This is a genomic window from Streptosporangium longisporum, assembly GCF_039534895.1.
Taxonomy (GTDB): domain Bacteria; phylum Actinomycetota; class Actinomycetes; order Streptosporangiales; family Streptosporangiaceae; genus Streptosporangium; species Streptosporangium longisporum.
Genome location: NZ_BAAAWD010000029.1, coordinates 71267 through 93902 on the forward strand (window position 1 = coordinate 71267; position 22636 = coordinate 93902).

General features: G+C 68.4%; 15 protein-coding genes and 2 rRNA genes. 8 read left to right on the top strand and 9 right to left on the bottom strand.

Annotated elements, in window-relative coordinates; translation table 11 throughout:
• Nucleotides 1-40: 40 nt before the first annotated feature.
• Nucleotides 41-3173: ribosomal RNA gene (locus tag ABD832_RS38850) — 23S ribosomal RNA — on the bottom strand.
• A gap of 394 nt (nt 3174-3567) precedes the next feature.
• A 16S ribosomal RNA gene (locus ABD832_RS38855) occupies nt 3568-5092 on the bottom strand.
• Together the 16S and 23S rRNA genes form the textbook arrangement of a ribosomal RNA operon.
• A 567-nt stretch (nt 5093-5659) precedes the next feature.
• Between ABD832_RS38855 and ABD832_RS38860 the strand changes: the two genes are divergently transcribed.
• A complete protein-coding gene (locus ABD832_RS38860) occupies nt 5660-6778 on the top strand; it encodes an AI-2E family transporter (RefSeq protein ID WP_344906757.1) in 1119 nt (372 codons plus the stop codon).
• A 4-nt stretch (nt 6779-6782) separates the two neighbouring features.
• Complete coding sequence (locus ABD832_RS38865; RefSeq protein ID WP_344906760.1) at nt 6783-7517, top strand: helix-turn-helix domain-containing protein; 735 nt, start codon at nt 6783-6785, stop codon at nt 7515-7517.
• Between the two features lie 87 nt (nt 7518-7604).
• Here the strand turns inward: ABD832_RS38865 and ABD832_RS38870 are convergent, their stop codons facing one another.
• From ABD832_RS38870 to ABD832_RS38890, 5 genes are all read right to left on the bottom strand, one after another.
• Entirely contained in the window at nt 7605-8462 is an 858-nt protein-coding gene (locus ABD832_RS38870; protein ID WP_344906763.1) for a PhzF family phenazine biosynthesis protein, read from the bottom strand.
• An 81-nt stretch (nt 8463-8543) separates the two neighbouring features.
• Nucleotides 8544-9929 (bottom strand): hypothetical protein, encoded by a 1386-nt coding sequence (locus ABD832_RS38875; RefSeq protein ID WP_344906766.1) that lies wholly within the window; start codon nt 9927-9929, stop codon nt 8544-8546.
• Nucleotides 9930-10057: 128 nt separating this feature from the next.
• Nucleotides 10058-12088 (bottom strand): carbohydrate binding domain-containing protein, encoded by a 2031-nt coding sequence (locus tag ABD832_RS38880; protein WP_344906769.1) that lies wholly within the window; start codon nt 12086-12088, stop codon nt 10058-10060.
• A gap of 180 nt (nt 12089-12268) precedes the next feature.
• Nucleotides 12269-13828: a cellulose binding domain-containing protein gene (locus ABD832_RS38885; RefSeq protein ID WP_344906772.1), complete on the bottom strand. Its 1560-nt coding sequence runs from the start codon at nt 13826-13828 to the stop codon at nt 12269-12271.
• A gap of 82 nt (nt 13829-13910) precedes the next feature.
• Nucleotides 13911-15749: a cellulose binding domain-containing protein gene (locus ABD832_RS38890; RefSeq protein WP_344906775.1), complete on the bottom strand. Its 1839-nt coding sequence runs from the start codon at nt 15747-15749 to the stop codon at nt 13911-13913.
• Between the two features lie 774 nt (nt 15750-16523).
• On the opposite strand from ABD832_RS38890, the gene leuE reads away from it, so the two are divergent.
• Nucleotides 16524-17249: a leucine efflux protein LeuE gene (gene leuE, locus ABD832_RS38895; protein WP_344906778.1), complete on the top strand. Its 726-nt coding sequence runs from the start codon at nt 16524-16526 to the stop codon at nt 17247-17249.
• Here leuE and ABD832_RS38900 read toward each other — a convergent pair.
• The gene (locus ABD832_RS38900; protein WP_344906781.1) at nt 17179-17577 is read right to left on the bottom strand and encodes a luciferase domain-containing protein; all 399 of its coding nucleotides are present in this window, start codon (nt 17575-17577) and stop codon (nt 17179-17181) included. The genes leuE and ABD832_RS38900 overlap by 71 nt on opposite strands.
• 302 nt (nt 17578-17879) lie before the next feature.
• On the opposite strand from ABD832_RS38900, the gene ABD832_RS38905 reads away from it, so the two are divergent.
• From ABD832_RS38905 to ABD832_RS38915, 3 genes are all read left to right on the top strand, one after another.
• Nucleotides 17880-18524 (top strand): VC0807 family protein, encoded by a 645-nt coding sequence (locus ABD832_RS38905; protein WP_344906784.1) that lies wholly within the window; start codon nt 17880-17882, stop codon nt 18522-18524.
• A gap of 77 nt (nt 18525-18601) precedes the next feature.
• Nucleotides 18602-19078, top strand: a complete 477-nt coding sequence (locus ABD832_RS38910; RefSeq protein WP_344906787.1) for a TspO/MBR family protein — start codon at nt 18602-18604, stop codon at nt 19076-19078.
• 176 nt (nt 19079-19254) lie between these two features.
• Nucleotides 19255-19884: a DedA family protein gene (locus ABD832_RS38915; protein WP_344906790.1), complete on the top strand. Its 630-nt coding sequence runs from the start codon at nt 19255-19257 to the stop codon at nt 19882-19884.
• Nucleotides 19885-19902: 18 nt separating this feature from the next.
• Here ABD832_RS38915 and ABD832_RS38920 read toward each other — a convergent pair whose 3' ends face one another.
• Nucleotides 19903-20322, bottom strand: a complete 420-nt coding sequence (locus ABD832_RS38920) for a lipocalin-like domain-containing protein (protein ID WP_344906793.1) — start codon at nt 20320-20322, stop codon at nt 19903-19905.
• A 210-nt stretch (nt 20323-20532) separates the two neighbouring features.
• Between ABD832_RS38920 and ABD832_RS38925 the strand changes: the two genes are divergently transcribed.
• Nucleotides 20533-21363, top strand: coding sequence for a DMT family transporter (locus ABD832_RS38925; RefSeq protein WP_344906797.1), 831 nt, complete (start codon nt 20533-20535; stop codon nt 21361-21363).
• 11 nt (nt 21364-21374) lie between these two features.
• Nucleotides 21375-22586, top strand: a complete 1212-nt coding sequence (locus tag ABD832_RS38930; protein WP_344906800.1) for a glycosyltransferase — start codon at nt 21375-21377, stop codon at nt 22584-22586.
• Nucleotides 22587-22636 lie beyond the last annotated feature (50 nt).

Below are 22636 nucleotides of genomic sequence, written 5' to 3' on the forward strand. Positions count from 1 at the left end.
GAAGGGACAGAGCGCTGCACAGACCAAGCCATGTTGCTTTGTGGTCAAGTCCTCGGCCTATTAGTACTGGTCAGCTCCACACATTACTGCGCTTCCACTTCCAGCCTATCAACCCGGTCGTCTCCCGGGAGCCTTACCCACTCTCGTGGTGGGAGACCTCATCTCAAGGCGAGCTTCCCGCTTAGATGCTTTCAGCGGTTATCCCTTCCGAACGTAGCCAACCAGCCGTGCTCCTGGCGGAACAACTGGCACACCAGAGGTTCGTCCGTCCCGGTCCTCTCGTACTAGGGACAGCTCCTTTCAAGTCTCCTGCGCGCGCAGCGGATAGGGACCGAACTGTCTCGCGACGTTCTAAACCCAGCTCGCGTACCGCTTTAATGGGCGAACAGCCCAACCCTTGGGACCTACTCCAGCCCCAGGATGCGACGAGCCGACATCGAGGTGCCAAACCATCCCGTCGATATGGACTCTTGGGGAAGATCAGCCTGTTATCCCCGGGGTACCTTTTAGCCGTTGAGCGACGGCGCTTCCACATGCCACCGCCGGATCACTAGTCCCAGCTTTCGCTCCTGCTCGACCCGTCGGTCTCACAGTCAAGCTCCCTTGTGCACTTACACTCGACACCTGATTGCCAACCAGGCTGAGGGAACCTTTGGGCGCCTCCGTTACTCTTTAGGAGGCAACCGCCCCAGTTAAACTACCCACCAGACACTGTCCCTGATCCGGATCACGGACCGAAGTTAGACGTTCAAAACGACCAGAGTGGTATTTCACCAATGACTCCACCACCACTAGCGTGACAGCTTCACAGTCTCCCACCTATCCTACACAAGACGTTCCAAACGCCAATGTCAAGCTATAGTGAAGGTCCCGGGGTCTTTCCGTCCTGCTGCGCGTAACGAGCATCTTTACTCGTAGTGCAATTTCGCCGGGTCTGCGGTTGAGACAGCGGGGAAGTCGTTACGCCATTCGTGCAGGTCGGAACTTACCCGACAAGGAATTTCGCTACCTTAGGATGGTTATAGTTACCACCGCCGTTTACTGGCGCTTAAGTTCTCAGCTTCGCTGCTCCGAAGAACAACTAACCGGTCCCCTTAACGTTCCAGCACCGGGCAGGCGTCAGTCCGTATACATCGTCTTACGACTTCGCACGGACCTGTGTTTTTAGTAAACAGTCGCTTCCCCCTGGCCTCTGCGACCCCCACCAGCTCACACAGCAAGTGTGATCACCAGCGAAGGCCCCCCTTCTCCCGAAGTTACGGGGGCAATTTGCCGAGTTCCTTAACCACAGTTCACCCGATCGCCTTAGTATTCTCTACCTGACCACCTGAGTCGGTTTAGGGTACGGGCCGCCACGACACTCACTAGAGGCTTTTCTCGGCAGCATAGGATCACCCACTTCGCCACAATCGGCTCGGCATCACATCTCAGACTTAATGCGTTGCGGATTTGCCTACAACACGTCCTACATGCTTACCCCAGGACAACCATCGCCTGGGCTGGGCTACCTTCCTGCGTCACCCCATCGCTTACCTACTACCAGTTCAGGCCAGGCGTTCAGCCTCACCCCAAGCCCGAAGGCCAACAGGGGACTTAAGGACCCTTAGTATCACTGGATTCAGTATTGGCGCATCGTAGCGGGTACGGGAATATCAACCCGTTGTCCATCGACTACGCCTGTCGGCCTCGCCTTAGGTCCCGACTTACCCTGGGCGGATTAGCCTGCCCCAGGAACCCTTGGTCATCCGGCGCAGAAGTTTCTCACTTCTGATTCGCTACTCATGCCTGCATTCTCACTCGCACGGCCTCCACAGCTGGATCACTCCGCTGCTTCCCCGGCCGCACGACGCTCCCCTACCCATCCACACACCTAGACAGACAAGCTGCCAGACTAAAAGTGTGAATGCCACGACTTCGGCGGTGTACTTGAGCCCCGCTACATTGTCGGCGCGGAATCACTTGACCAGTGAGCTATTACGCACTCTTTCAAGGGTGGCTGCTTCTAAGCCAACCTCCTGGTTGTCACTGCGACTCCACATCCTTTCCCACTTAGCACACGCTTAGGGGCCTTAGTCGGTGGTCTGGGCTGTTTCCCTCTCGACTACGGAGCTTATCCCCCGCAGTCTCACTGCCACGCTCTCACTTACCGGCATTCGGAGTTTGGCTGACGTCAGTAACCTTGTCGGGCCCATTAGCCATCCAGTGCTCTACCTCCGGCAAGAAACACGCGACGCTGCACCTAAATGCATTTCGGGGAGAACCAGCTATCACGGAGTTTGATTGGCCTTTCACCCCTAAACACAGGTCATCCCCCAGGTTTTCAACCCTGGTGGGTTCGGTCCTCCACGCGGTCTTACCCGCGCTTCAACCTGCCCATGCCTAGATCACTCCGCTTCGGGTCTACAGCATGCGACTCAAACGCCCTCTTCAGACTCGCTTTCGCTACGGCTCCCCCACACGGGTTAACCTCGCCACACACCATAACTCGCAGGCTCATTCTTCAAAAGGCACGCAGTCACATCACAAACACTCCGAAAAGTGTTTACGCTCCTACGGCTTGTAGGCACACGGTTTCAGGTACTATTTCACGACCCCTCACCGGGGCGCTTTTCACCTTTCCCTCACGGTACTTGTTCACTATCGGTCATCAGGGAGTATTTAGGCTTACCAGGTGGTCCTGGCAGATTCACACAGGATTTCTCGGGCCCCGTGCTACTTGGGATCCCCTCCAACAGTCCAACCAATTTCGCCTACCCGACTCTCACGGTCTACGGCGCCACTTCCCAGAAGCTTCGACTATCAGTTGGATTTCTTACTGTTCACGGTCTCGGCAGAAACCGTAAGAGGGTCCCACAACCCCGTAAACGCAACGCCTGCCGGCTATCACACGCCTACGGTTTAGCCTGATCCGCTTTCGCTCACCACTACTCACGGAATCACTATTTGTTTTCTCTTCCTACGGGTACTGAGATGTTTCACTTCCCCGCGTTACCACCAACCGCCCTATACATTCAGGCGGAGGCAACACCACATGACTGGTGCTAGGTTTCCCCATTCGGACATCCCCGGATCAAAGTCTGGTTGGCGACTCCCCGGGGCTTAACGCAGCCTCCCACGTCCTTCATCGGCTCCTGATGCCAAGGCATCCACCGTGTGCCCTAAAAAACTTGGCCACAAAGATGCTCGCGTCCACTATGCAAATCTCAAACAACAAACAGCAACCTCTCGAACCTGCCACCAACACCCCTCACGACACGCGTGACGAGCTGGTCTGGCAGATGATCGGTCCTGCATGAGGGTCAAACAGACAGCAAGCCCGCCTCAGCGGGCCCACCTGGTGTCCGTTTCCTCAGGACCCAACAGTGTGTTCGCCCCAGCCCGACCCCTGACCCGACGTTCCCACTCCCCACGGCCGAAGCCGGGGGCGGTACTGATCGGTCAGCGATCACGCTGAACCGAGTAGCCAGTGCTCCACTAATGAGCGCGCCGAGCGTGAGACGTTCGCTCACGAACACGACATGGACCCCCACGATCCCAGAGGATCGGTGAAGGGCCGGTGCTCCTTAGAAAGGAGGTGATCCAGCCGCACCTTCCGGTACGGCTACCTTGTTACGACTTCGTCCCAATCGCCAGCCCCACCTTCGACCGCTCCCCCCAGACAAGCTGGTTGGGCCACGGGCTTCGGGTGTTGCCGACTTTCGTGACGTGACGGGCGGTGTGTACAAGGCCCGGGAACGTATTCACCGCAGCGTTGCTGATCTGCGATTACTAGCGACTCCGACTTCATGGGGTCGAGTTGCAGACCCCAATCCGAACTGAGACCGGCTTTTAGGGATTCGCTCCACCTTGCGGTATCGCAACCCTCTGTACCGGCCATTGTAGCATGTTTGCAGCCCAAGACATAAGGGGCATGATGACTTGACGTCGTCCCCACCTTCCTCCGAGTTGACCCCGGCAGTCTCCAATGAGTCCCCAACCACCCCGAAGGATGTTGCTGGCAACATTGAACAAGGGTTGCGCTCGTTGCGGGACTTAACCCAACATCTCACGACACGAGCTGACGACAGCCATGCACCACCTGTCACCCAGTCCGAAGAGGGCTCCATCTCTGAAGCTTTCCGGGCGATGTCAAGCCTTGGTAAGGTTCTTCGCGTTGCGTCGAATTAAGCAACATGCTCCGCCGCTTGTGCGGGCCCCCGTCAATTCCTTTGAGTTTTAGCCTTGCGGCCGTACTCCCCAGGCGGGGCGCTTAATGCGTTAGCTACGGCGCGGAAACCGTGGAAGGTCCCCACACCTAGCGCCCAACGTTTACAGCGTGGACTACCAGGGTATCTAATCCTGTTCGCTCCCCACGCTTTCGCTCCTCAGCGTCAGGTAAGGCCCAGAGAACCGCCTTCGCCACCGGTGTTCCTCCTGATATCTGCGCATTTCACCGCTACACCAGGAATTCCGTTCTCCCCTACCTACCTCTAGCCAGCCCGTATCGAATGCAGACCTGGAGTTAAGCCCCAAGCTTTCACACCCGACGTGACAAGCCACCTACGAGCTCTTTACGCCCAATAATTCCGGACAACGCTTGCGCCCTACGTATTACCGCGGCTGCTGGCACGTAGTTAGCCGGCGCTTCTTCTGCAGGTACACGTCAACTTCGTCCCTGCTGAAAGAGGTTTACAACCCGAAGGCCGTCATCCCCCACGCGGCGTCGCTGCGTCAGGCTTTCGCCCATTGCGCAATATTCCCCACTGCTGCCTCCCGTAGGAGTCTGGGCCGTGTCTCAGTCCCAGTGTGGCCGGTCGCCCTCTCAGGCCGGCTACCCGTCGTCGCCTTGGTAGGCCATTACCCCACCAACAAGCTGATAGGCCGCGAGTCCATCCCCAACCGAAAAAACTTTCCACACACCATCGATGCCGACATGTGTCATATCCGGTATTAGACCCAGTTTCCCGGGCTTATCCCAGAGTCAGGGGCAGGTTACTCACGTGTTACTCACCCGTTCGCCGCTCGAGTACCCCGAAGGGCCTTTCCGCTCGACTTGCATGTGTTAAGCACGCCGCCAGCGTTCGTCCTGAGCCAGGATCAAACTCTCCAAACAATGTCTGAACAGTCCTTACCCGGCTGAAAGCCCACCACCATCCCCAAAACACAAGGCCCGGGAACGCGATGGATGTTCAACCAAAGGAATCCGTCCCCCACCCGCAAGGGTGGTTAGGACAGGGTTGTGCTTCATGCACTGGCTTTTAACACACTGTTGAGTTCTCAAGAAACGGACGCGTACACCCGGCCACCCGGACCCGTTCGGGCCGACCACCAGGGGCGTTCCATTTCGTACTACCATTCTAGTGAATCCGCGTGATTCGTGTCAAACTGTCGGTTTTCCCGACCCTCGACCCGAACCCGTCGCAACCGCTAGGATGTCGACCGCCCTGCTTCCAGGGCAACCCCTCTAACTTACTCCAACATCCGGTCGATGTCCAACCGGTCTCCGTCGTGACGCGAACGCCCCGACGAAGGGAGATGATCAGAGGGATGGTCCCGAAGTGCTGGTGATCTTCACCGGCTCCCTCGGGCCTGTGAACTCTATGTACGACGCCGGGGTCCGTCAAATCGAAGTGCGCTCCCTGCGCGGACGTGTTTTCCGCCTGCTGGGTAGAGATCGAACATGACGGACCAAAGAGTGTTGCCCAGGGCACTCGTCGTGCTTCTCTGCACCGCAGGCGCGGTGGTCACCCTGGCGGGAATCCGGGAGGTCGGATCGATCGTCGGGCCGGTGCTGCTCGCACTCGTCCTGGTCCTGGCGGTCTCCCCGGTCAGAACCTGGCTCCGCGGGCGCGGGGCCCCGGGATGGACGCTGGTCGCGGCCCCGCTGGTGCTGGTCCTGCTGATCCTGCTCGGCATGATGGCCATCCTCATCCTGGCGGTCGCGCAGCTCGCGGGGCTCGCGCCCACGTACCAGAAACAGTTCGGCGAGCTCGTCGTGCAGGCGCAGCAGTTCGCGGCCGGGCTGGGGATCGGCACCGATCAGATGAACCAGGCGATCAAGTCGTTCGATCCCGGCAAGATCTTCGCGCTCGCCCAGGGGTTCGTCAGCGGCCTGCTGGGGGCGTTCTCCGGTCTGATCCTCATCGTCGTCCTGGTCCTGGCCATGTGCCTGGACGCGCGGGCCTTCTCCGGGGTGCTGAAGGCGGGAGCGGCGCGCAGGCCCCTGCTGATCGAGGCGCTCCGGAACTTCGCCCGCAAGACCCGCCGCTACCTCCTGGTCTCGACGGTGTTCGGGCTGATCTGCGCGGTACTGGACGTGGGCGCCCTGTGGTTCCTCGGTGTGCCGCTCCCGCTCCTCTGGGGCGTGCTGGCGTTGATCACGAACTACATCCCCAACGTCGGTTTCGTGCTGGGACTGGTCCCTCCCGCGTTGCTCGCCCTCCTGGAGGGCGGGATCAAGACCATGATCTTCGTGATCGCGGCCTACATGGTGATCAACTTCGTGGTGCAGTCGCTGATCCAGCCCAAGTTCCTCGGGGACGCCGTCGGCCTGTCCACCACGGTGACCCTGCTGTCCCTCATCCTGTGGGCGTTCCTGCTCGGCCCGCTGGGCGCGCTGCTGGCCATCCCGCTCAGCCTGCTGGTCCGCGCGCTGCTGGTCGACAGCGATCCCGACGGTGACTGGGCCGCCGCCCTGATCTCGGGGGAGGTACCCGGCCGGGACCGGCCGGCCTCCGACGAGAAGGCGGCCGGGGACGAGGGGCCGGGCCGGGAGACAAGGCCCGCGCCCGTACGCTGAGGGCATGTACCGCGAGTGGGCGCCCGACGAGCGGGTCACCGGGCGCGTGACCTGCGCGTGGACCAGCGAGACGAGGTCCGCCACCACGAAGCTGGTCGTGCCCGACAGCTGCGTGGACCTCGTCTGGGGTGCGCGGGGAGTGCACGTCGCGGGGCCCGACACCGGCCCCAAGCCCGTCACGATGGCGCCGGACGAGCGTTACGTCGGGGTCCGCTTCCGGTGCGGCTCGGCGGGCGAGGTCTTCGGCGTGCCGCTCACCGACCTGCGCGACCTCCGGGTGCCCCTGTCGGAGCTGGGGCCGCTCACCGGCCTGTCCGCCCTGGACGCGCTCATCGCCGGGACCGGGGACCGGTCACCGAGGGCGGTCGCGGCGACCATGCAGCGGGCCCTGGCGGTGCGGCTGCGTTCGGTGCCGGACCCCGACCCGGCCGCGCCGGTGATCGCCCGGGCGCTGCTGGCGGGGCGGAGCGTCGCGGAGGTGGCCCGGGACCTGGGGTTCGGCGAGCGGCAGTTCCTGCGCCGGACGTCGCAGATCTTCGGGTACGGCCCCAAGGTGCTGCAGCGGGTGGTGCGGTTCCAGCGGGCGCTGGGGCTCGCCAGGAACGGCATGCCCGCGTCCGAGGTCGCCGCCACCAGCGGTTACGCCGACCAGTCGCACCTGGCCAACGAGGTACGGCGGCTGGCGGGGGTGCCCCTGGGCCGGCTGGTCGCCCCCTCGGGCGACCAGCCGGTCGCCTGACGCGACGCCCGGCACCCGGGAGCGCGGGACGGGCCCGGGTCGGAGAGGCGGCCGGGTGCGGCCGGACCCGAGAACCGGGGGCCTACGTCAGGAGGTCTCCAGGACCACCGCTCCGCCGCTCACCCGGCTCCGGCCGTCGGGGTCGGCGATCGAGACCTTCAGCGTGCTGGGCCGTCCCATGTCCACGCCCTGCACGATCGTGAACTCCGCGGAGCCCGTGCCCAGGACCCTCAGGTAGCCGCCGAAGGCCGCGGCCGCCGCGCCGGTGGCCGGGTCCTCCACGACACCGCCGACCGGGAAGGGGTTGCGGGCGTGGAAGCGCTCGTCGCTCTCCTTCCAGAACAGGTCGACCGTGGTCCAGTCCTCGCGGGTCATCACCGCCTTGAGCCGCTCGTAGTCGTAGTCGAGGCCGGCCAGGCGTTCGCGCGAGGCCGCGGCGAGCATGAGGTGCTGGACGCCGCCGAACGCGACGTGCGGCGGGAAGGCCGGGTCGAGGTCGTCCCGGGACCAGCCCAGGGCGGCGAGGGTCTCCTCCAGCGTCTCCTCCGCGACGGGCGCCGAGCGCGTGGGGACGCTGGTGAGCGTGGCCCGCAGCGCGTCGTCGACGATCTCGGTGTCCACGGCGATCTCGCCGGCACCGGTGTCGAAGAGCAGCCTGCCGGTTCCCAGCCGTTCGGCCAGGGCCACCGCGGTGGCGATGGTGGCGTGCCCGCAGAACGCCACCTCCGCCGTGGGGGCGAAGTACCGGACCTGGAAGGCGCGCCGCTCGTCGTCCCTGGCGGTCACGAACGCGGTCTCGGAGTAGCCCACCTCGGCCGCGACGGCGAGCATCTCGGCGTCGGAGAGCGCGGCGGCCTCCAGGACGATCCCGGCCGGGTTGCCCCCCTCGGGATCATGGGTGAAAGCGGTGTAACGCAGGATTTCCACGGTGTCGTTCACGGACATCGGAATCTACCAGCCCGTTCTCGGATGCCCCGGGCGGCCCGTCGTCCGGGAAGGGGACGCGGGCCGCGTGGCCGGGGCGGATCAGGCGGGTGTGGAGACGGGCGTGCGGGGCGGCGGGCCGCCGGGCGTCCCGGCCGGCCTGGGGACGAGGCGCTCCCAGGGCATGGCGAGCGCCAGGATCGGCAGGAGCACCACGGAGCACTGTGCCCAGATCGAGTGCAGGTTCCACCAGGTGGTGGTGTCGAACTGGGTCATGTAGAGGTAGCCGTACCCGGCCCACAGCGAGACGCCGATGATGGCGGGCCAGGCGAAGCGGGTGGGGCGGGCGACCAGGAACGGCATGAACCACAGCAGGTACTGCGCGCCGAGCCTGGGGGTGACGACCATGAAGGCCAGCAGCAGCGCGGTGGTGAGGTCGACCGGGTCGGCGCGGCGCCACAGCAGGGCCGTGAGCAGCAGGGTGACGTAGATCAGCCGGGTGCCGAAGGTGGCGATCTCCGGGGACAGGGTCCAGTCGCCGCCGACCAGGACGGCGCTGTAGCCCCACTCCCCCACGATCGGGCGGATGTCCTGGATCACCCTGATGACCTCGGGGATCTGGTTCAGCGAGGTGCCGGCGAAGATCGGCAGGGTGACCAGGAAGAAGATCGGCGCGGCGGCCGTCGCCACGAGCGCCACCACGCGTGCCCGGACGGTGGGCAGCAGCAGGAGCATGCCGGGGATCAGCCAGATCGGCCAGCTCTTGGCACACAGCGCCAGTCCCATCAGCAGTCCGCCGAGCAGGGCGCGGCGCAGTACCTGACGGTCGTCGGGACGCGGGGTGAGCGCCCGTTTGACCACGCCCGCGGGGCCGGTGGCGTGCCGTACGGCCCCGCCGAGGCCGCGGAACGCGACGCTTCTGCGGACCAGCCCGACCACGTCCGTCGTCATGCCCGGCCGGTTCGGGTCGCCGGGGCCGCGGGCGACCACGAAGGCGGCGACCCCGAAGACCAGGGCGACCGGCTCGACCTGCCCGTGGACGGAGGCGACGAGGATGGCCAGTGGGTTGCAGGCGTACTGGAAGGCGCGCAGCGAGGCGGTGGGGCCGCCGGCGAGCCTGCCGACCAGCGGGATCAGCACGATGTCGGCGACCACGGTGACCAGCCGCCCGCCCACCTCCCACGGGATGCCCAGCCAGAGCAGCAGGCCGTAGACGTAGGGGATGGTCGGCAGGAAGTGCCAGCCGCCCTCGCTGCCGAGGACGGGATCCTGCCGGTTCAGGATCGCCTCGCCGGCCGGCTTGAAGCTCTCCATGAAGTCGACCGGCTGCCAGCTGTCCAGCGCCGAGGTGGTCATGATGAGCACCCTGAAGCCGATTCCGACCGCCAGCACGACGAGAAGGGAGGGCCGCCAGCCCTTCCACTGTGCCACCAGGGCGAGCACGACACCTGTGACGAGGACGAGCCCCGTGAGAATTGCGTAGTCCATGACGGCCTATAGCCTGCCGGATCCCGGAGCCTGCTAGCGACCCGGTCCCTGAAACGAGACCACTCTGCCAGCTTTCATGTGGGACCTCGCCGCCGGAAGTCCGTCTCTTCCGGCGGCGAGGGGTTCGGTCAGCCCAGGGCGTCGAGGTAGGCCCGGTGGCTGCGGGAGAACTCGAAGGCGTTGTACCTGTCCCAGTTGATCGACCAGGACATCAGGCCGCGGAGGTTCGGATAGACCCCTCTGGGCCGGTACGACCCGCAGTTCGTCCCCTTCGCCAGGCAGTCGAAGGCCTTCTGCACCTCGGCCACCGTGGTGAATCCGTTCCCGGCGAACGCGGCCGCGGGCAGGCCGATGGCGACCTGCTCCTGGCGCAGCGCGGGGAAGACGTTGTTCGGGTTGCCCGCGATCGGGAAGCCCGCGAGCAGCATGTCGGTCATGGCCACGTGGAAGTCGTGCGTGCCCATGGTGTGGTACTGGCCGTCCAGCCCGACGATCGGCCCGGAGTTGTAGTCCTGCACGTGCAGCAGGGTCAGGTCCGCGCGCAGGGCGTGGATGACGGGGAGGTAGGAGGCGGCCCGCCGGTCGGCCGATCCGTTCGGGCCGGGGCCGTAGAACTGGTGGCCGAGCTGGACGAAGAACGTCTCCGGGGCCATGGTCAGCACGAAGCGGGAGCCGTACCTGGCCTTGAGCGTCCGCAGGGCGGAGATCAGGTTGACGATGACCGGGGTGGTGGGGGCGGACAGGTTCGTGTCGCCGGCGTCGAGGTAGAGGGAGTGGCCCTCGAAGTCGATGTCCAGCCCGTCCAGGCCGTACGTGTCGATGATGGCGCTCACCGAGCGGACGAACGCGTCGCGCGCGGCCGTGGTGGCGAGCTGGACCTGGCCGTTCTGGCCGCCGATCGAGATCAGCACCTTCTTGCCCAGGGCCTGCTTGGCGCGGATCCCGGCGATGAACTCGGCCTCGGACTCGACGTTGGGGCATTCGGCGACCGGGCACCGGGTGAAGCGGATGTCCCCGGAGGTGACCGAGGTGGGCTCGCCGAAGGACAGGTTGATGACGTCCCATTCGCCTGGCACGTCGGCCATCCGGATGTAGCCGGAGCCGTTGGCGAAGGAGGCGTGCAGGTAGCCGACCATCACCCGCTTGGGCAGGCCGCCCGGCTGGGTGCCGGTGACCGTGGCGGAGACCTCGCCGGAGCGGGCGGACTCCCCGGCGGCGTTGACGGCGGCGACCCGGTAGACGTGGGTGCCCGCGCCCGGGGTGTCGGTGTGGGAGGTGGCGGTGGGCGTGCCGATCCTGGTGCCGCCGCGGTAGACGGCGTAGCCGGTCGCCCCCGTGGAGGCGTTCCAGCGCAGCGAGACCGTGCCGCCGCTCACCGTGGCGGCGAGACCCGACGGTACGGGGGGCGGCTGCGGCTGGTCGGTGCCGACCGTCACGGAGACCGTGGCGGACCTGGCCGACTCGCCCGCCGCGTTGACGGCGCTCACCTGGTAGGCGTGGGTGCCCGTGCCGGGGCTCTCGGAGAAGGTGGTCCCGGTCGTGGTGCCGGCCTTGGCGCCGTTGCGGTAGACGGTGTAGCCGGTCGCTCCCGGGGAGGCGGCCCAGCTCAGCGAGGCGGCGGTGGCGTTGCCGGTGCCGGTGAGCCCGGTGGGCGTGGCGGGGGGCTGTCCCTGGCCCGGGGCGCCGTCCAGGACGACGTCGTCCGCCTGGTAGGCGCCCTGGCCGTACCAGCCGTTGACGTGGATCGTCACCGAGGTGGTGGAGGGGCCGGTGGTGAACGAGGTGGACAACCGGGTGTAGGCGGACGGGGAGGACGTCCACGTGCTGGGGTCGGTCCCTCCGGTGCCGGTCGCGCCGAGGAAGACGTAGCCTCCCCTGACCCAGGCCGACAGCGTGTAGGCCGAGGACGGCTTGACGGCGACCGTCTGGCCGCAGCGGGCGGTGTCGCTTCCGGCGGGCGTGGCCTGCAGTGCCCGGGTGCCGGCGTGCACCGGGGAGGTGATCGCCTCGGCTCCCGAGGACTGCGTGCAGGTCCAGCCGGTCAGCCCGTTCTCGAATCCGGGGTTGACCGCGATGTTGGCGGCGTGGGCGGGCGTCGCGGCGAGCATGGCGCCGCCGAGCGCCAGCACGACGGCCGCCGCGAGTTTCCTGAGGTTCATCGGATGTACCCCGCTGAGATCTTTGGAGGGTGGGGGGAGACGGCCCGCGTCACCGGGACGCGGGCCGTGAGCCGTTCGGGGCCGGTGAGGGCCGGTGGAGGGCCGGTGGGGGTCGCTGAGGACGGGTGACGATCCGGTGGGGACCGCTCGGCGACCGGCCGGGGCCGGTCGCCGGGCGGGTCAGAAGCCTGCGGTGACGCGGGTGAAGTCCCACTCGGCCTGGGCGATGCCGCTGCAGTTGGAGGTCACCCCGCCGCCCGGGCAGGGACGGTCGCGGTTGACCGACCAGTAGGCGAACCGGGTCAGGCCCTTGGAGCGGGCCCAGTCGCGGATCTGGGTCCAGGCCGCCACCGTGGTCAGCTCCTGCTGGTCGGACAGGCCGTTCATGCCGGAGATGCCCATCCGGGCATACGCCTGCGCGTCGCTCCATCCGTGGGCGGCCTTGAGCGCGTTCTTCAGCCCCTCGGAGGCGTTGACGGTGTCGGTGTAGATGTTGGAGCTGCCGAAGTCGAACGGCATGATCGTGTAGTTGTCGATCGGCACCGCCAGCGCCCTGGCCTGGTTGATCAGGCGCAGGCCGTGGGCGTTCGGGCCGGTGGTGGTGGTGCCGAAGGTGACGGCGATCTTGACGCCGGGGTTGTTCTGCTTGACGATCTTCAGGCCGTTGAGGATGCGGTCCTGGACGGTGTAGTTCTCGAACTCGTCGCTGTTTTCGATGTCGAAGTCCACCACCGCGGGGCCGACGGCGTTGATGACCTGCTGCACCGCACCGGCGAACGCGGCCGGGGTGGCGCAGTTGGGGCCGAGCTTGTTGCCCGACCAGCCACCGAAGGAGATCTGCACACTGCCACCCGCGGCCTTGATCTGGCTGATCGCCTGCGCGTCGGCGCCGCCGGTCAGCGGCCGGTTACCGTCCCACGCCGGGGTGCAGCCCCCGCTGGACAGGATGAACGCCATCGTGAACGACTTCACCCCGGTCGCACTCATCACCGCGGCAGGACTGGGCGGGCTGCCCCAGCCCATGTACAGGTACGGCGCCCCGGGCATCTTCCCGACCGGGTCGGGATTGGTGCAGCCGGTGGTGGTGGCGCTCACCGGGCCGCTGGCGGACGACTCGCCCTGGGCGTTGTACGCCTTGACGGTGTAGGTGTGCGCGGTGCAGGTGCCCAGCGAGCCGATGGTGGCGCTCGTCCCGCTGACCTGTGCGCGCTGGGTGCCGCCCTCGTAGACGCGGTAGCCGGTGACGGTGCCGCTGGAGGCGCCCCAGGACAGGGAGATCGAGGAGTTGGTGGTGCCGGTCACCGACGGGGCGCCGGGGGTGCCCGGGGTGCCGGGGCCGCTGCCGCCGCCGCAGGACGCGCCGTTGAGCGTGCAGTTGGACGGGGTGGCACTGCCGGGGGTGCCGTTGAATCCGAAGCTGGCGGTGGCGCCGGGGGCGAGGGTGCCGTTCCAGCCGACGTTGGTGAAGGTGAAGCGCTGGCCGTTGCGGCTGAGGGTCGCGTCCCAGGAGGAGCCGATGGTGGCGCCCGCGGGCAGGTCGAAGGCGACCGACCAGCCGTTGATGGTGGTGGTGCCGCCGTTGGTGATCGTGTACTTGCCCTCGAAGCCGCTGCCCCAGTTGGAGACCTTGGTGAAGGCGGCGGTGGGGGACGCGGCGAAGGCCGGGGTGGCGACCGCCGACAGGCCTGCGGACATGCCGATCGCGGCGAGGACCGCGACCAGCGTTCGACGTAGTCTCATGGCTCTTCCTCGTTCGGGGAGGTGGGGGGTGCCGAGGTGGGCCGGGCCGGGGTCAGGGGGGCCGGCCCGGCCCGGTGGAGGATCAGGGCAGGGTCGCGAGGTGCGGCTTGACGGTCCGCGAGAAGTTCCAGCCGTTGCTGGCGTCCCAGTTGATGGACCAGGTCATCGCGCCGCGGATCCCGGGGTAGGCGCGCGGCGGCACGAAGCTGCCGCAGCCGGTACGGGTGGCCAGGCAGGTGAGGGCCTGGTTCACCAGCGCAGGGGAGACGATCCCGCCGCCCGCCGCGCCGGGCCCGGCGGGCAGGCCGAGCGCCACCTGGTCGGGACGCAGGCCGTTCTCCAGCTGGATGCAGGCCAGCGCGGTCATGAAGTTGACCGTGCCCTGCGAGTAGGCGGCCATCTGGTCGCAGCCCAGCATGGAGCCGGAGTTGTAGAACTGGGTGTGGACGACGGTGAGGATGTCCTTGATGCCCAGGGCCAGCTTGAAGTACTCGGCACCGGTGGACTGCATGTCGATGGTCTGCGGCGCCATGGTGATGATCAGGTCGGCACCGGCCTTGGCGCGCAGCTGCCGCAGGGCCTGGCCCATGTAGGTGGCGTTGAGCCCGTTCTCCAGGTCGATGTCGACGCCGTCGAAGGCGTACTTCTGCATCAGGGCGTACACGGTGTCGGCGAAGAGGGTCGCGGCGGCGGCGCTCGCCACCTGGACGCGGCCGGCCTCGCCGCCGACCGAGAGGATGACCTTCTTGCCGCGCGCGTGCAGGGTCTGCACGTCGGCCCGGAACTGGGCGTCGGTGTAGCCGCCCAGGGAGGCCGACAGGCCCGGGTCCACGCCGAAGACGACCTCGCCCGGTGTGGCGGTGGCCTCGCCGAAGGAGACGGCGATCAGGTCGTACTCGTTCGGCACCGCGGAGAGGCGGAGCTCGACGGCCGGGTTGTCGAAGTTGTGCCAGTAGCCGGTCAGGAAGTGCTTGGGCAGCGGACCGCCGCCGGTGCAGCCGGTCGTGGTGGCGGTCACCGGGTCGCTCTTGGGGCCCTCACCCGCGGAGTTGTAGGCCGCGACCGTGTACGTGTGCGCCTCGCACGAGGCCAGCCCCGACACCGTCGCGCTCGTCCCCGACACCGTCGCCCGGACCGACGAACCCTCGTACACCCGATACCCCGTCACCGAACCCGACGACGCACCCCACGACAACGCCACACTGCTGGCCGACGCCGTCGCCGACACCGCACCGGGCTTGCCGGGGGCACCGCCGGTGCAGCCGGTCGTGGTGGCGGTCACCGGGTCGCTCTTGGCACCCTCACCCGCGGAGTTGTAGGCCGCGACCGTGTACGTGTGCGCCTCGCACGAGGCCAGCCCCGACACCGTCGCGCTCGTCCCCGACACCGTCGCCCGGACCGACGAACCCTCGTACACCCGATACCCCGTCACCGAACCCGACGACGCACCCCACGACAACGCCACACTGCTGGCCGACGCCGTCGCCGACACCGCACCGGGCTTGCCGGGGACGGCAGGGCCGCTGCCGCCGCCGCAGGGCGCGCCGTTGAGGGTGCAGCCGGCCGGGGTGGCGCCGCCGGGGCTCGCGATGAAGCCGAAGCTCACGCTCGCGCCGGGGGCCAGGGTGCCGTTCCAGCCGAGGTTGGTGAAGGTGAAGCGCTGCCCGCTGCGGCTCGACGTCGCGTCCCAGGAGGAGCTGATGCTTCCCCCCGCCGGGAGGTCGAAGGAGACCGACCAGCCGTTGATCGTGGTGGCGGTGCCGTTGGTGATCGTGTACTTGCCCTCGAACGCCGAACCCCACTCGGAGGTCTTGACGAAGACGGCGGTGGCCGAGGCGGCCTGGGCGGGTGGCGCGACCACCATCGCCAGGACGAGGGCCGCCAGGGCGACGAGGGAACGAGCGATGACGCGTGGTTTCACGGTGGACCTCATGTGTTCGGTGGGGGTGACCGTACGGCCGCGCCACGCGGGGGGTGCGCGGGGGCGGACGTGGACGCGAGCCGTACGGCGAGGTGGGCACGGTCCCGTACGGGGACCGTGCCGTGGATCGGCGAGGGATCAGGAGGAGCGGCGGAGGGCGTCGGGGGGTGACGGGGAGGCCGGGGTCACCGGGCCGGCGTCACCGGTGTCGTCCGGGGTGGCGTGCCCGCTCGCGGGACGGGGCTCACGGCGGCCGGAACTGTCACGGCGGCCGGAGCGGTGGTCCGGGGAACCGGCACGGTGGCCGGAGCGGTGGTCCGCAGGCTGGGCACGGCGGCCGGGGCGGTGGCCCGCGAGGCGGCCGGGGCCGCGGGGCCCGTCGCGGCCGGGCCGCGGAAAGGGCTTGCAGCCGGTGTCAGGACGAGTAAGGAAAAGGTGCGCCGCATGATCGCTCCCATGGACGGGAAACCTGGGGGGTGAGGCGTCCGGACGGTCGGACCTTCGGTGGTGACGGCTGCCGTCACCGGGTTTTCGCAGCTCGCAGCGGGGCCGGAGGGGGCGGACGGGCCATCGGCTCTCCCGTTCTTCATTTCTTTTAGGAAAGTTTCCTAAGAGTTGCCGTGATCGTAGCCTTGACACGGATTCGCCACAAGGCCCAAAAGTCGGATACGCGAATTATGGGCGGCGGTAAGGACCCTCGTACCGGTACGGTGGTGTCTCTCCTGCAGTGCCCTCGCCTGCAGCGTCCCCGCGCAACGCCCATGGAGCGGCACCATGTTCTTCGGCATCGTCGACATCTGGACCTACGTGGTCGGCGCCTTCTTCATCGTCATGCTGCCCGGCCCGAACTCGCTGTACGTGCTCGGCATCGCCGCCCGGCACGGGGTGCGGCAGGGGTACCGGGGAGCCATGGGGGTCTTCCTCGGCGACGCGGTCCTGATGGTGCTCGCGGCGGCCGGGGCGGCCTCGCTGCTGACGTCGACGCCGATCCTGTTCGCCGTCGTCAAGTACGCCGGGGCGGCCTACCTGGTCTGGATCGGGTTCCAGATGCTCCGGTCGGCCTGGCGCTCGTGGCGCTCCCCCGCGACCCCCGGCTCCGCGAGCTCCACGGGCTCCGCGGGCTCCGCGAGCTCGTCCGAGGCCGCCGAGGCGGCGGGAGCGGCCCCCGTCCGGAGCCCCTTCCGCAGGGCCCTGGTGATCAGCCTGATGAACCCCAAGGCGATCCTGTTCTTCATCTCGTTCTTCATCCAGTTCGTGGACCCGGGCTACGCCACCCCGGCGCTGTCCTTCCTGATCCTGGGCGCGATCTGCCAGGCGTTCAGCATCCTGTACCTGTCAGCGGTGATCTTCGGAGGGGCGTTCCTGGCGGCGCGCCTGCGGGCCCGCCGACGGCTGTCGGCCGGGCTGCGGACGGGCGCGGGCGCGCTGTTCATCGGTTTCGGCGCGAGGCTGGCCACCGCGAGCCTCGGCCGACCGATCCGCCCTCGCGGCCCTCGCTGACCTTGATCGCGACGCTGACCAGCGAGAGGAAGAGCTCGGCGTCGGCCCGGCCCTCGATGTCCATGGACACCCACCCGGCGTCGGTACCGGGGGTGATGCGGTGGCAGTCGGTGAGCACCCGGGCCCACCGGTCGATCACCGCGGTGGTCAGGAGCAGCTCGGCGGTGTTGTCCCCCGGCATCCTGACGATCTCCCGCCCGTGGGTGCGGAACCCCAGTCCCCGGCGGGTGCGTTTCAGCGCGAGGTCGGGCCAGCAGATGAGCTGGGCGGCCACGTTCGCGACGCCCTCGGTGGAATGGCCGGACGCGCGCGTGCGCAGCACTGGCATGTCTCAATCGTCGCGGACCCAACCCCATCAGGAAAGCTTTCGTTTCCCAACCGTTATCGACATAGCGATCCTCTTCATGAATCGTAATGATCTGTACCCTTCATAGATTCCTTGGGGTGGTATCGGCCGGTTTTCAGGAGGACATGGCACGGCGTCAGGTACGGTGAGGCGCCGATGAACAACGGAAACAGCCTCTGCACACGCCTGTCCGGGTGCCCGCGTGACGAGTCCGATCCGCTCGTGACGTGCCGCGACCAGCGTGAACGCCCAGTGCCCGCCGCCGCACCGTCCCGTGGAGCGCCATGAGCCACCAGCCCATCGTCCTCCCCCGTCTCACCGCGCTGGCCAGACAGGCGGCACCGAAGATCCTGGAGGGCGTCATCGCCCCCCTCGCCGTCTTCTACGCGGCGCTCGCCGTGCTCGGCCTGAAGGGCGCCCTCGTCGCGGCGGTCACCTGGGTGTACGCGGGGGTGGGCTGGCGGCTGGTCCGCCGCATCCCCGTGCCGGGGACGATGATCCTCGCCGTGATCGCGATCACCGTCCGTGCCCTGCTCGGGTTCTGGACCGGGAGCGCGGTGATCTACTTCCTCCAGCCGGAGCTGGGCACCATCTGCATCAGCATGGTCTTCCTCGCCTCGGTACGGCTCAACCGGCCGCTGGTGCAGAAGCTGACCCTGGACTACATCCACCTGCCCTCGGCCGTGCTGAAGCACGAGCGGGTCCGCCGGTTCTTCGCCCGCATCACCCTGCTGTGGGCCTTCGTGCTGCTGACGAACTCCGCGGTGAGCATCTGGCTCCTGCTGCACCAGTCGATCGGCACCTACCTGCTGGTCCGCACCGCGGCGGTGGCCGTGATCAGCGGCCTGGCGGTGCTGTTCTCGGTCCTCGCCTTCCGCCGGGTGCTCGGCCGCCTGCACCACGACCCGGTCCCCGCCCCGTCGGCCTGAACGGCCCTGCCGTACGCGTGCCCTCCGCGGGAAACCGCCGGACGGTAGAGGCGCGAATGACAGGGCAGGAGGTTCGCATGGTCATCGCAGGGCAACACCCGAAACGCTGGGCCGGGCTCCCGGTCTTCCTCGTGGTCCTCGCGCTGGTGGCGGTCGTGGGATCGCTGGCGGCCGTGAACGCCGGCGGCGAGTACCTGTCACTGGAACGGCCGGACTGGGCACCGCCGCAGTGGCTGTTCGGCCCCGCCTGGACGGTCCTGTACATCATGATCGCCCTGTCCGGCTGGCTCGCCTGGTCGGCGGCCGGCCTGACACCGGCGCTCGGCGTGTACGCGGTCCAGCTGGTCCTCAACGCGGCCTGGACACCGCTCTTCTTCGGCGCCGGGCGGTACGGCCTGGCGTTCGCGGAGATCGTCGTCCTCTGGCTCGCGATCGTGCTCACCATCGTGCTGTTCCGGCGGATCAGCCGCCCGGCCGCCTGGCTCCTGGTGCCCTACCTGGCCTGGGTGACGTACGCGGCGGCGCTGAACTTCGCCATCTGGCAGCTCAACTGAGCCGTGCGGCCTCCGGTCCTCCGGTGCCGGGCTCCGGTCTCCTGGTGATCTCAGGGACGTGATCGGGAACTTCGGGGTCCGTCCCCGATGTCCTCCGCTCGACGGGACGCCAGCGTGGTGCGCGAGAGATCTCTCTCCGCGACCACGCCCCCGCATCCCCGAGACCGGAGACCCGCATGACGCAGACCATCCTCGACCTCCTGCACGACGTGATGACGTCCCCCTGGATCTATCTGGCGCTGTTCGCCGTGGCGCTCCTGGACGGGTTCTTCCCGGTGGTCCCGGCGGAGACGGCCGTCATCACGGCCGGGGTGTTCGCCGCCGCCACCGGCGCGCCCGACCTGCCGCTGGTGATCGTGGTCGCCGCGCTGGGCGCCTTCGTGGGCGACCACGTCTCCTACCTCATCGGGCGTACCGCCAACGGCCGGTTGCGCAACGGCAGGCGCAGCCGCAAGGCGTTCGCCTGGGCGGAGAAGGCGCTCGCCGAGCGGGGCGGGCTGGTCCTGGTGGTGGCCCGCTACATCCCCGGCGGCCGGACCGCCTGCACCCTGACCATGGGCGCGGTCGCCTACCCCCGGCGCTCGTTCGCCCTGTTCGACGCGGTGGCGGCGGTGTCCTGGGCGGTCTACTCGGGACTGATCGGCTACGTGGGCGGCGCGGCCTTCGAGAACGACCCGATCAAGGGACTCCTGCTCGGTCTCGGCATCGCCGTGACGGTCACCGTCGTCGTGGAGGTCGTCCGCCACCTGCGGCGCCGCGGCGCCGTGGCGGAACCGGAGAGCGCCCTGGCCGGCTCCCGCGACTGACCGCCCGGCGTCCGGACGTCATGACCTCCTCCAGATCACGGTGTGCCAGGAGCCTCCCTCGGCCGCGGCCAGGACCAGCCGGTCGTCGTCGGCGTTCAGCTCGCGGACCTGCACCACACCGGCCAGGGCCGGGTCGATCGCCACCTCGATGTCGTGGGCGATCTGGCCCGCACGGACCTCGTACCGGCCCGCGTAGGCGAGGAACGGGGTGGGCGCCCGCTCCGGCTCCCCGGGGAACGCCGCGCGCGGGCTCTCGCCGCTCCCGCCGCTCTCGACCGGTGACGGGGCGTCCTTGCCCCCCGCCACGGTCATGCTCATGTACCCGTCGGGGGTGTAGCAGAGCAGACCCACCGCGTCCCTGCCGAAGGGATAGGAGACCTTGCTCCCCGGACCGCCGATCCGCCACTCGACCAGGCGCCAGGCGCCCACGAGATTCATGCCCGCGAAACTACGATAAGAAAAGCCAGCGGGTCAACAGCCCCGACGCGAAACTCGGGGAATCCCCACGGAAGTCAGGGTGAACCCCTATGGCTCCGGCATGCGCGGCCGGGGCACGCTTCCACTGTTCACCGCACGACCCCCACCGGACGCCTCCGCGAGGTGATCCGGCCATTTCGCCATGTCTTCATCTGTCCGTGAGGAGTGCGCATGACCGTGCTGGCGGCAGGGCTGGCGTTGCTCGGGTCCCTGTTCTTCGCCCTGGGTGCCGCCCTGCAGCAGTTCGAGGCCGCGCGCACCTCGCCGGCCGTGCTCGGACGGCTGGTCAGGCGGCCCCGCTGGCTGCTGGGCGGCCTGTCCATCGCGGCCGGCACCGCCCTGCACGTCGTGGCGCTGAAGTACGGGCCGCTCACCCTGGTCCAGCCGATGGGCGTGGCCAGCCTGCTGTTCGCCCTGCCTTTCGCCGCCGCCCTGCAGCGGCGCAGACCGGGGACGCGCGAGCTGGCCGCCGCGGCCGTGATCGCCATCGGCCTGGTCGGCCTGGTGCTGGTCGTGCCCGTCCACACCGGCGAGCCCCACCTGTCCACGGCCGAGGCGGTGGTCCTGCTCACCGGAGCCTCGGCCGCCGCCCTGGCGCTGTACGTCACGGCCCGGCACGCCTCGCGCGCGGTACGGGCCTGCCTGCTCGCGACCGGGGCGGGGGTGCTCTACGGGGCGACCGCCACGCTCACCCGCGTCCTGGTCGACGGTGCGTGGGAGCCGTGGTTCCTGCTCGCCGTCCCGATGCCCGCCCTGCTCGCGCTGGCCCTGCTCCAGCGCGCCTACGCCGTCGGCCACTTCGGCGTCGCCTTCGCCGCGCTGCAGGTGGCCGACCCCCTCACCGCCGTCGCCTTCGGCGCCCTGCTGCTCGGCGAACCGCTGCCGACCGGCCCGGCGAGCACGCTCACCGCGCTGGTCGCCGCGGCGCTCACCGCGGCCGGGACCGCCGCGCTGGCCCGCACCACCCCGATGTCCCCGTCGCACGAGGCGACGACCCCATGAACGGAGCACCGATGGCCCTGTCAGTCGCCGCCCCCGCGCCGGCACCGTCCCTCGTCGCCACCCGGCCCCGCCGGGTCCTGATCGGGACGGACACCTACCCGCCGGACGTGAACGGCGCCGCCTACTTCACCCATCGGCTGGCCGCCGGCCTGGCCGGGCGCGGCAACGAGGTGCACGTGGTGTGCGCCTCGGACGACGGCCCGTCCAGGACCGAGCAGGTGGAGGGGGTGACCGTGCACCGGCTGCGCTCGGCGCCGGTGCTCGTCCACCCCACCATGCGGATCTCGGTGCCGGCCCGGCTGGACCGGCTGATCGACGAGATCGCCCCCGACGTCGTCCACGTGCAGGGACACTTCGTCGTCGGCCGCGCCGCGATCTCCGCCTCCCGGCGCGGCGGCATCCCCGTGGTGGCGACCAACCACTTCATGCCGGACAACCTCTTCCAGTTCGCGCGCGTCCCCGAGCCCCTGCGCGAGCGGGCGGGCGCGCTGGCCTGGAAGGACTTCAGGCGCGTCTTCTCCCGCGCCGACCGCGTCACCACGCCCACCCGCATCGCCGCGGGCCTGCTCGCCGGCAAGGGCTTCGGCACCCCGGTGGAGGCCGTCTCCTGCGGCATCGACCTGACGCGGTTCCGGCCGCGCGCCGAGCCGAGAACGTGGTCCCGGCGGGCCTTCGGGCTGCCCGAGCGGGACACGATCCTGTTCGTCGGCAGGCTGGACGAGGAGAAGCGGCTGGACGAGCTCATCCGGGCCCTGCCGATCGTCCTCAACACCGCCGACGCGCAGGTCGTGCTGGCGGGCACCGGCGGGCGGCGGGACGCGCTCGCCACCCTGGCCGACCGGATCGGGGTCGGCGACCGGGTCGCCTTCCTGGGCTTCGTGCCCGACGAGGCCCTCCCGCAGCTGTACGCCGCCGCCGACGTCTTCGCCATGCCGGGCGTCGCGGAGCTGCAGAGCATCGCCACCCTGGAGGCCATGGCCAGCGGGCTGCCGGTCGTCGCCGCGGACGCGATGGCCCTACCCCACCTGGTACGGCCCGGCGAGAACGGCCGGCTCTTCCAGCCGGGTGACGTACAGGAGCTGGCCTGGCACCTGGGCGGCCTGCTCGCCTCTCCGCAGGCGCGCACCGCGATGGGAGCCGCGAGCCGGGCCATCGCACTGACCCACGACGACCGGGCGTCCCTGGCCAGGTTCGAGGCGATATACCAGGAGGTCGCGCGCTGAACGACCCGGTCCGTCACGACCGCGCGCACGGCGGGCCCGCGTACGGCGGC

Excerpts from the sequence above, each read along its gene's own strand:
- ABD832_RS38905 (WP_344906784.1), top strand. The coding sequence starts at position 17,880 with ATGAGCCACCAGCCCATCGTCCTCCCCCGTCTCACCGCGCTGGCCAGA.
- ABD832_RS38885 (WP_344906772.1), bottom strand. The coding sequence starts at position 13,828 with ATGAGACTACGTCGAACGCTGGTCGCGGTCCTCGCCGCGATCGGCATG.
- ABD832_RS38875 (WP_344906766.1), bottom strand. The coding sequence starts at position 9,929 with ATGGACTACGCAATTCTCACGGGGCTCGTCCTCGTCACAGGTGTCGTG.
- ABD832_RS38880 (WP_344906769.1), bottom strand. The coding sequence starts at position 12,088 with ATGAACCTCAGGAAACTCGCGGCGGCCGTCGTGCTGGCGCTCGGCGGC.
- ABD832_RS38925 (WP_344906797.1), top strand. The coding sequence starts at position 20,533 with ATGACCGTGCTGGCGGCAGGGCTGGCGTTGCTCGGGTCCCTGTTCTTC.
- ABD832_RS38910 (WP_344906787.1), top strand. The coding sequence starts at position 18,602 with ATGGTCATCGCAGGGCAACACCCGAAACGCTGGGCCGGGCTCCCGGTC.
- ABD832_RS38900 (WP_344906781.1), bottom strand. The coding sequence starts at position 17,577 with ATGCCAGTGCTGCGCACGCGCGCGTCCGGCCATTCCACCGAGGGCGTC.
- ABD832_RS38930 (WP_344906800.1), top strand. The coding sequence starts at position 21,375 with ATGGCCCTGTCAGTCGCCGCCCCCGCGCCGGCACCGTCCCTCGTCGCC.
- ABD832_RS38870 (WP_344906763.1), bottom strand. The coding sequence starts at position 8,462 with ATGTCCGTGAACGACACCGTGGAAATCCTGCGTTACACCGCTTTCACC.
- ABD832_RS38860 (WP_344906757.1), top strand. The coding sequence starts at position 5,660 with ATGACGGACCAAAGAGTGTTGCCCAGGGCACTCGTCGTGCTTCTCTGC.
- ABD832_RS38920 (WP_344906793.1), bottom strand. The coding sequence starts at position 20,322 with ATGAATCTCGTGGGCGCCTGGCGCCTGGTCGAGTGGCGGATCGGCGGT.
- ABD832_RS38915 (WP_344906790.1), top strand. The coding sequence starts at position 19,255 with ATGACGCAGACCATCCTCGACCTCCTGCACGACGTGATGACGTCCCCC.
- ABD832_RS38865 (WP_344906760.1), top strand. The coding sequence starts at position 6,783 with ATGTACCGCGAGTGGGCGCCCGACGAGCGGGTCACCGGGCGCGTGACC.
- leuE (WP_344906778.1), top strand. The coding sequence starts at position 16,524 with ATGTTCTTCGGCATCGTCGACATCTGGACCTACGTGGTCGGCGCCTTC.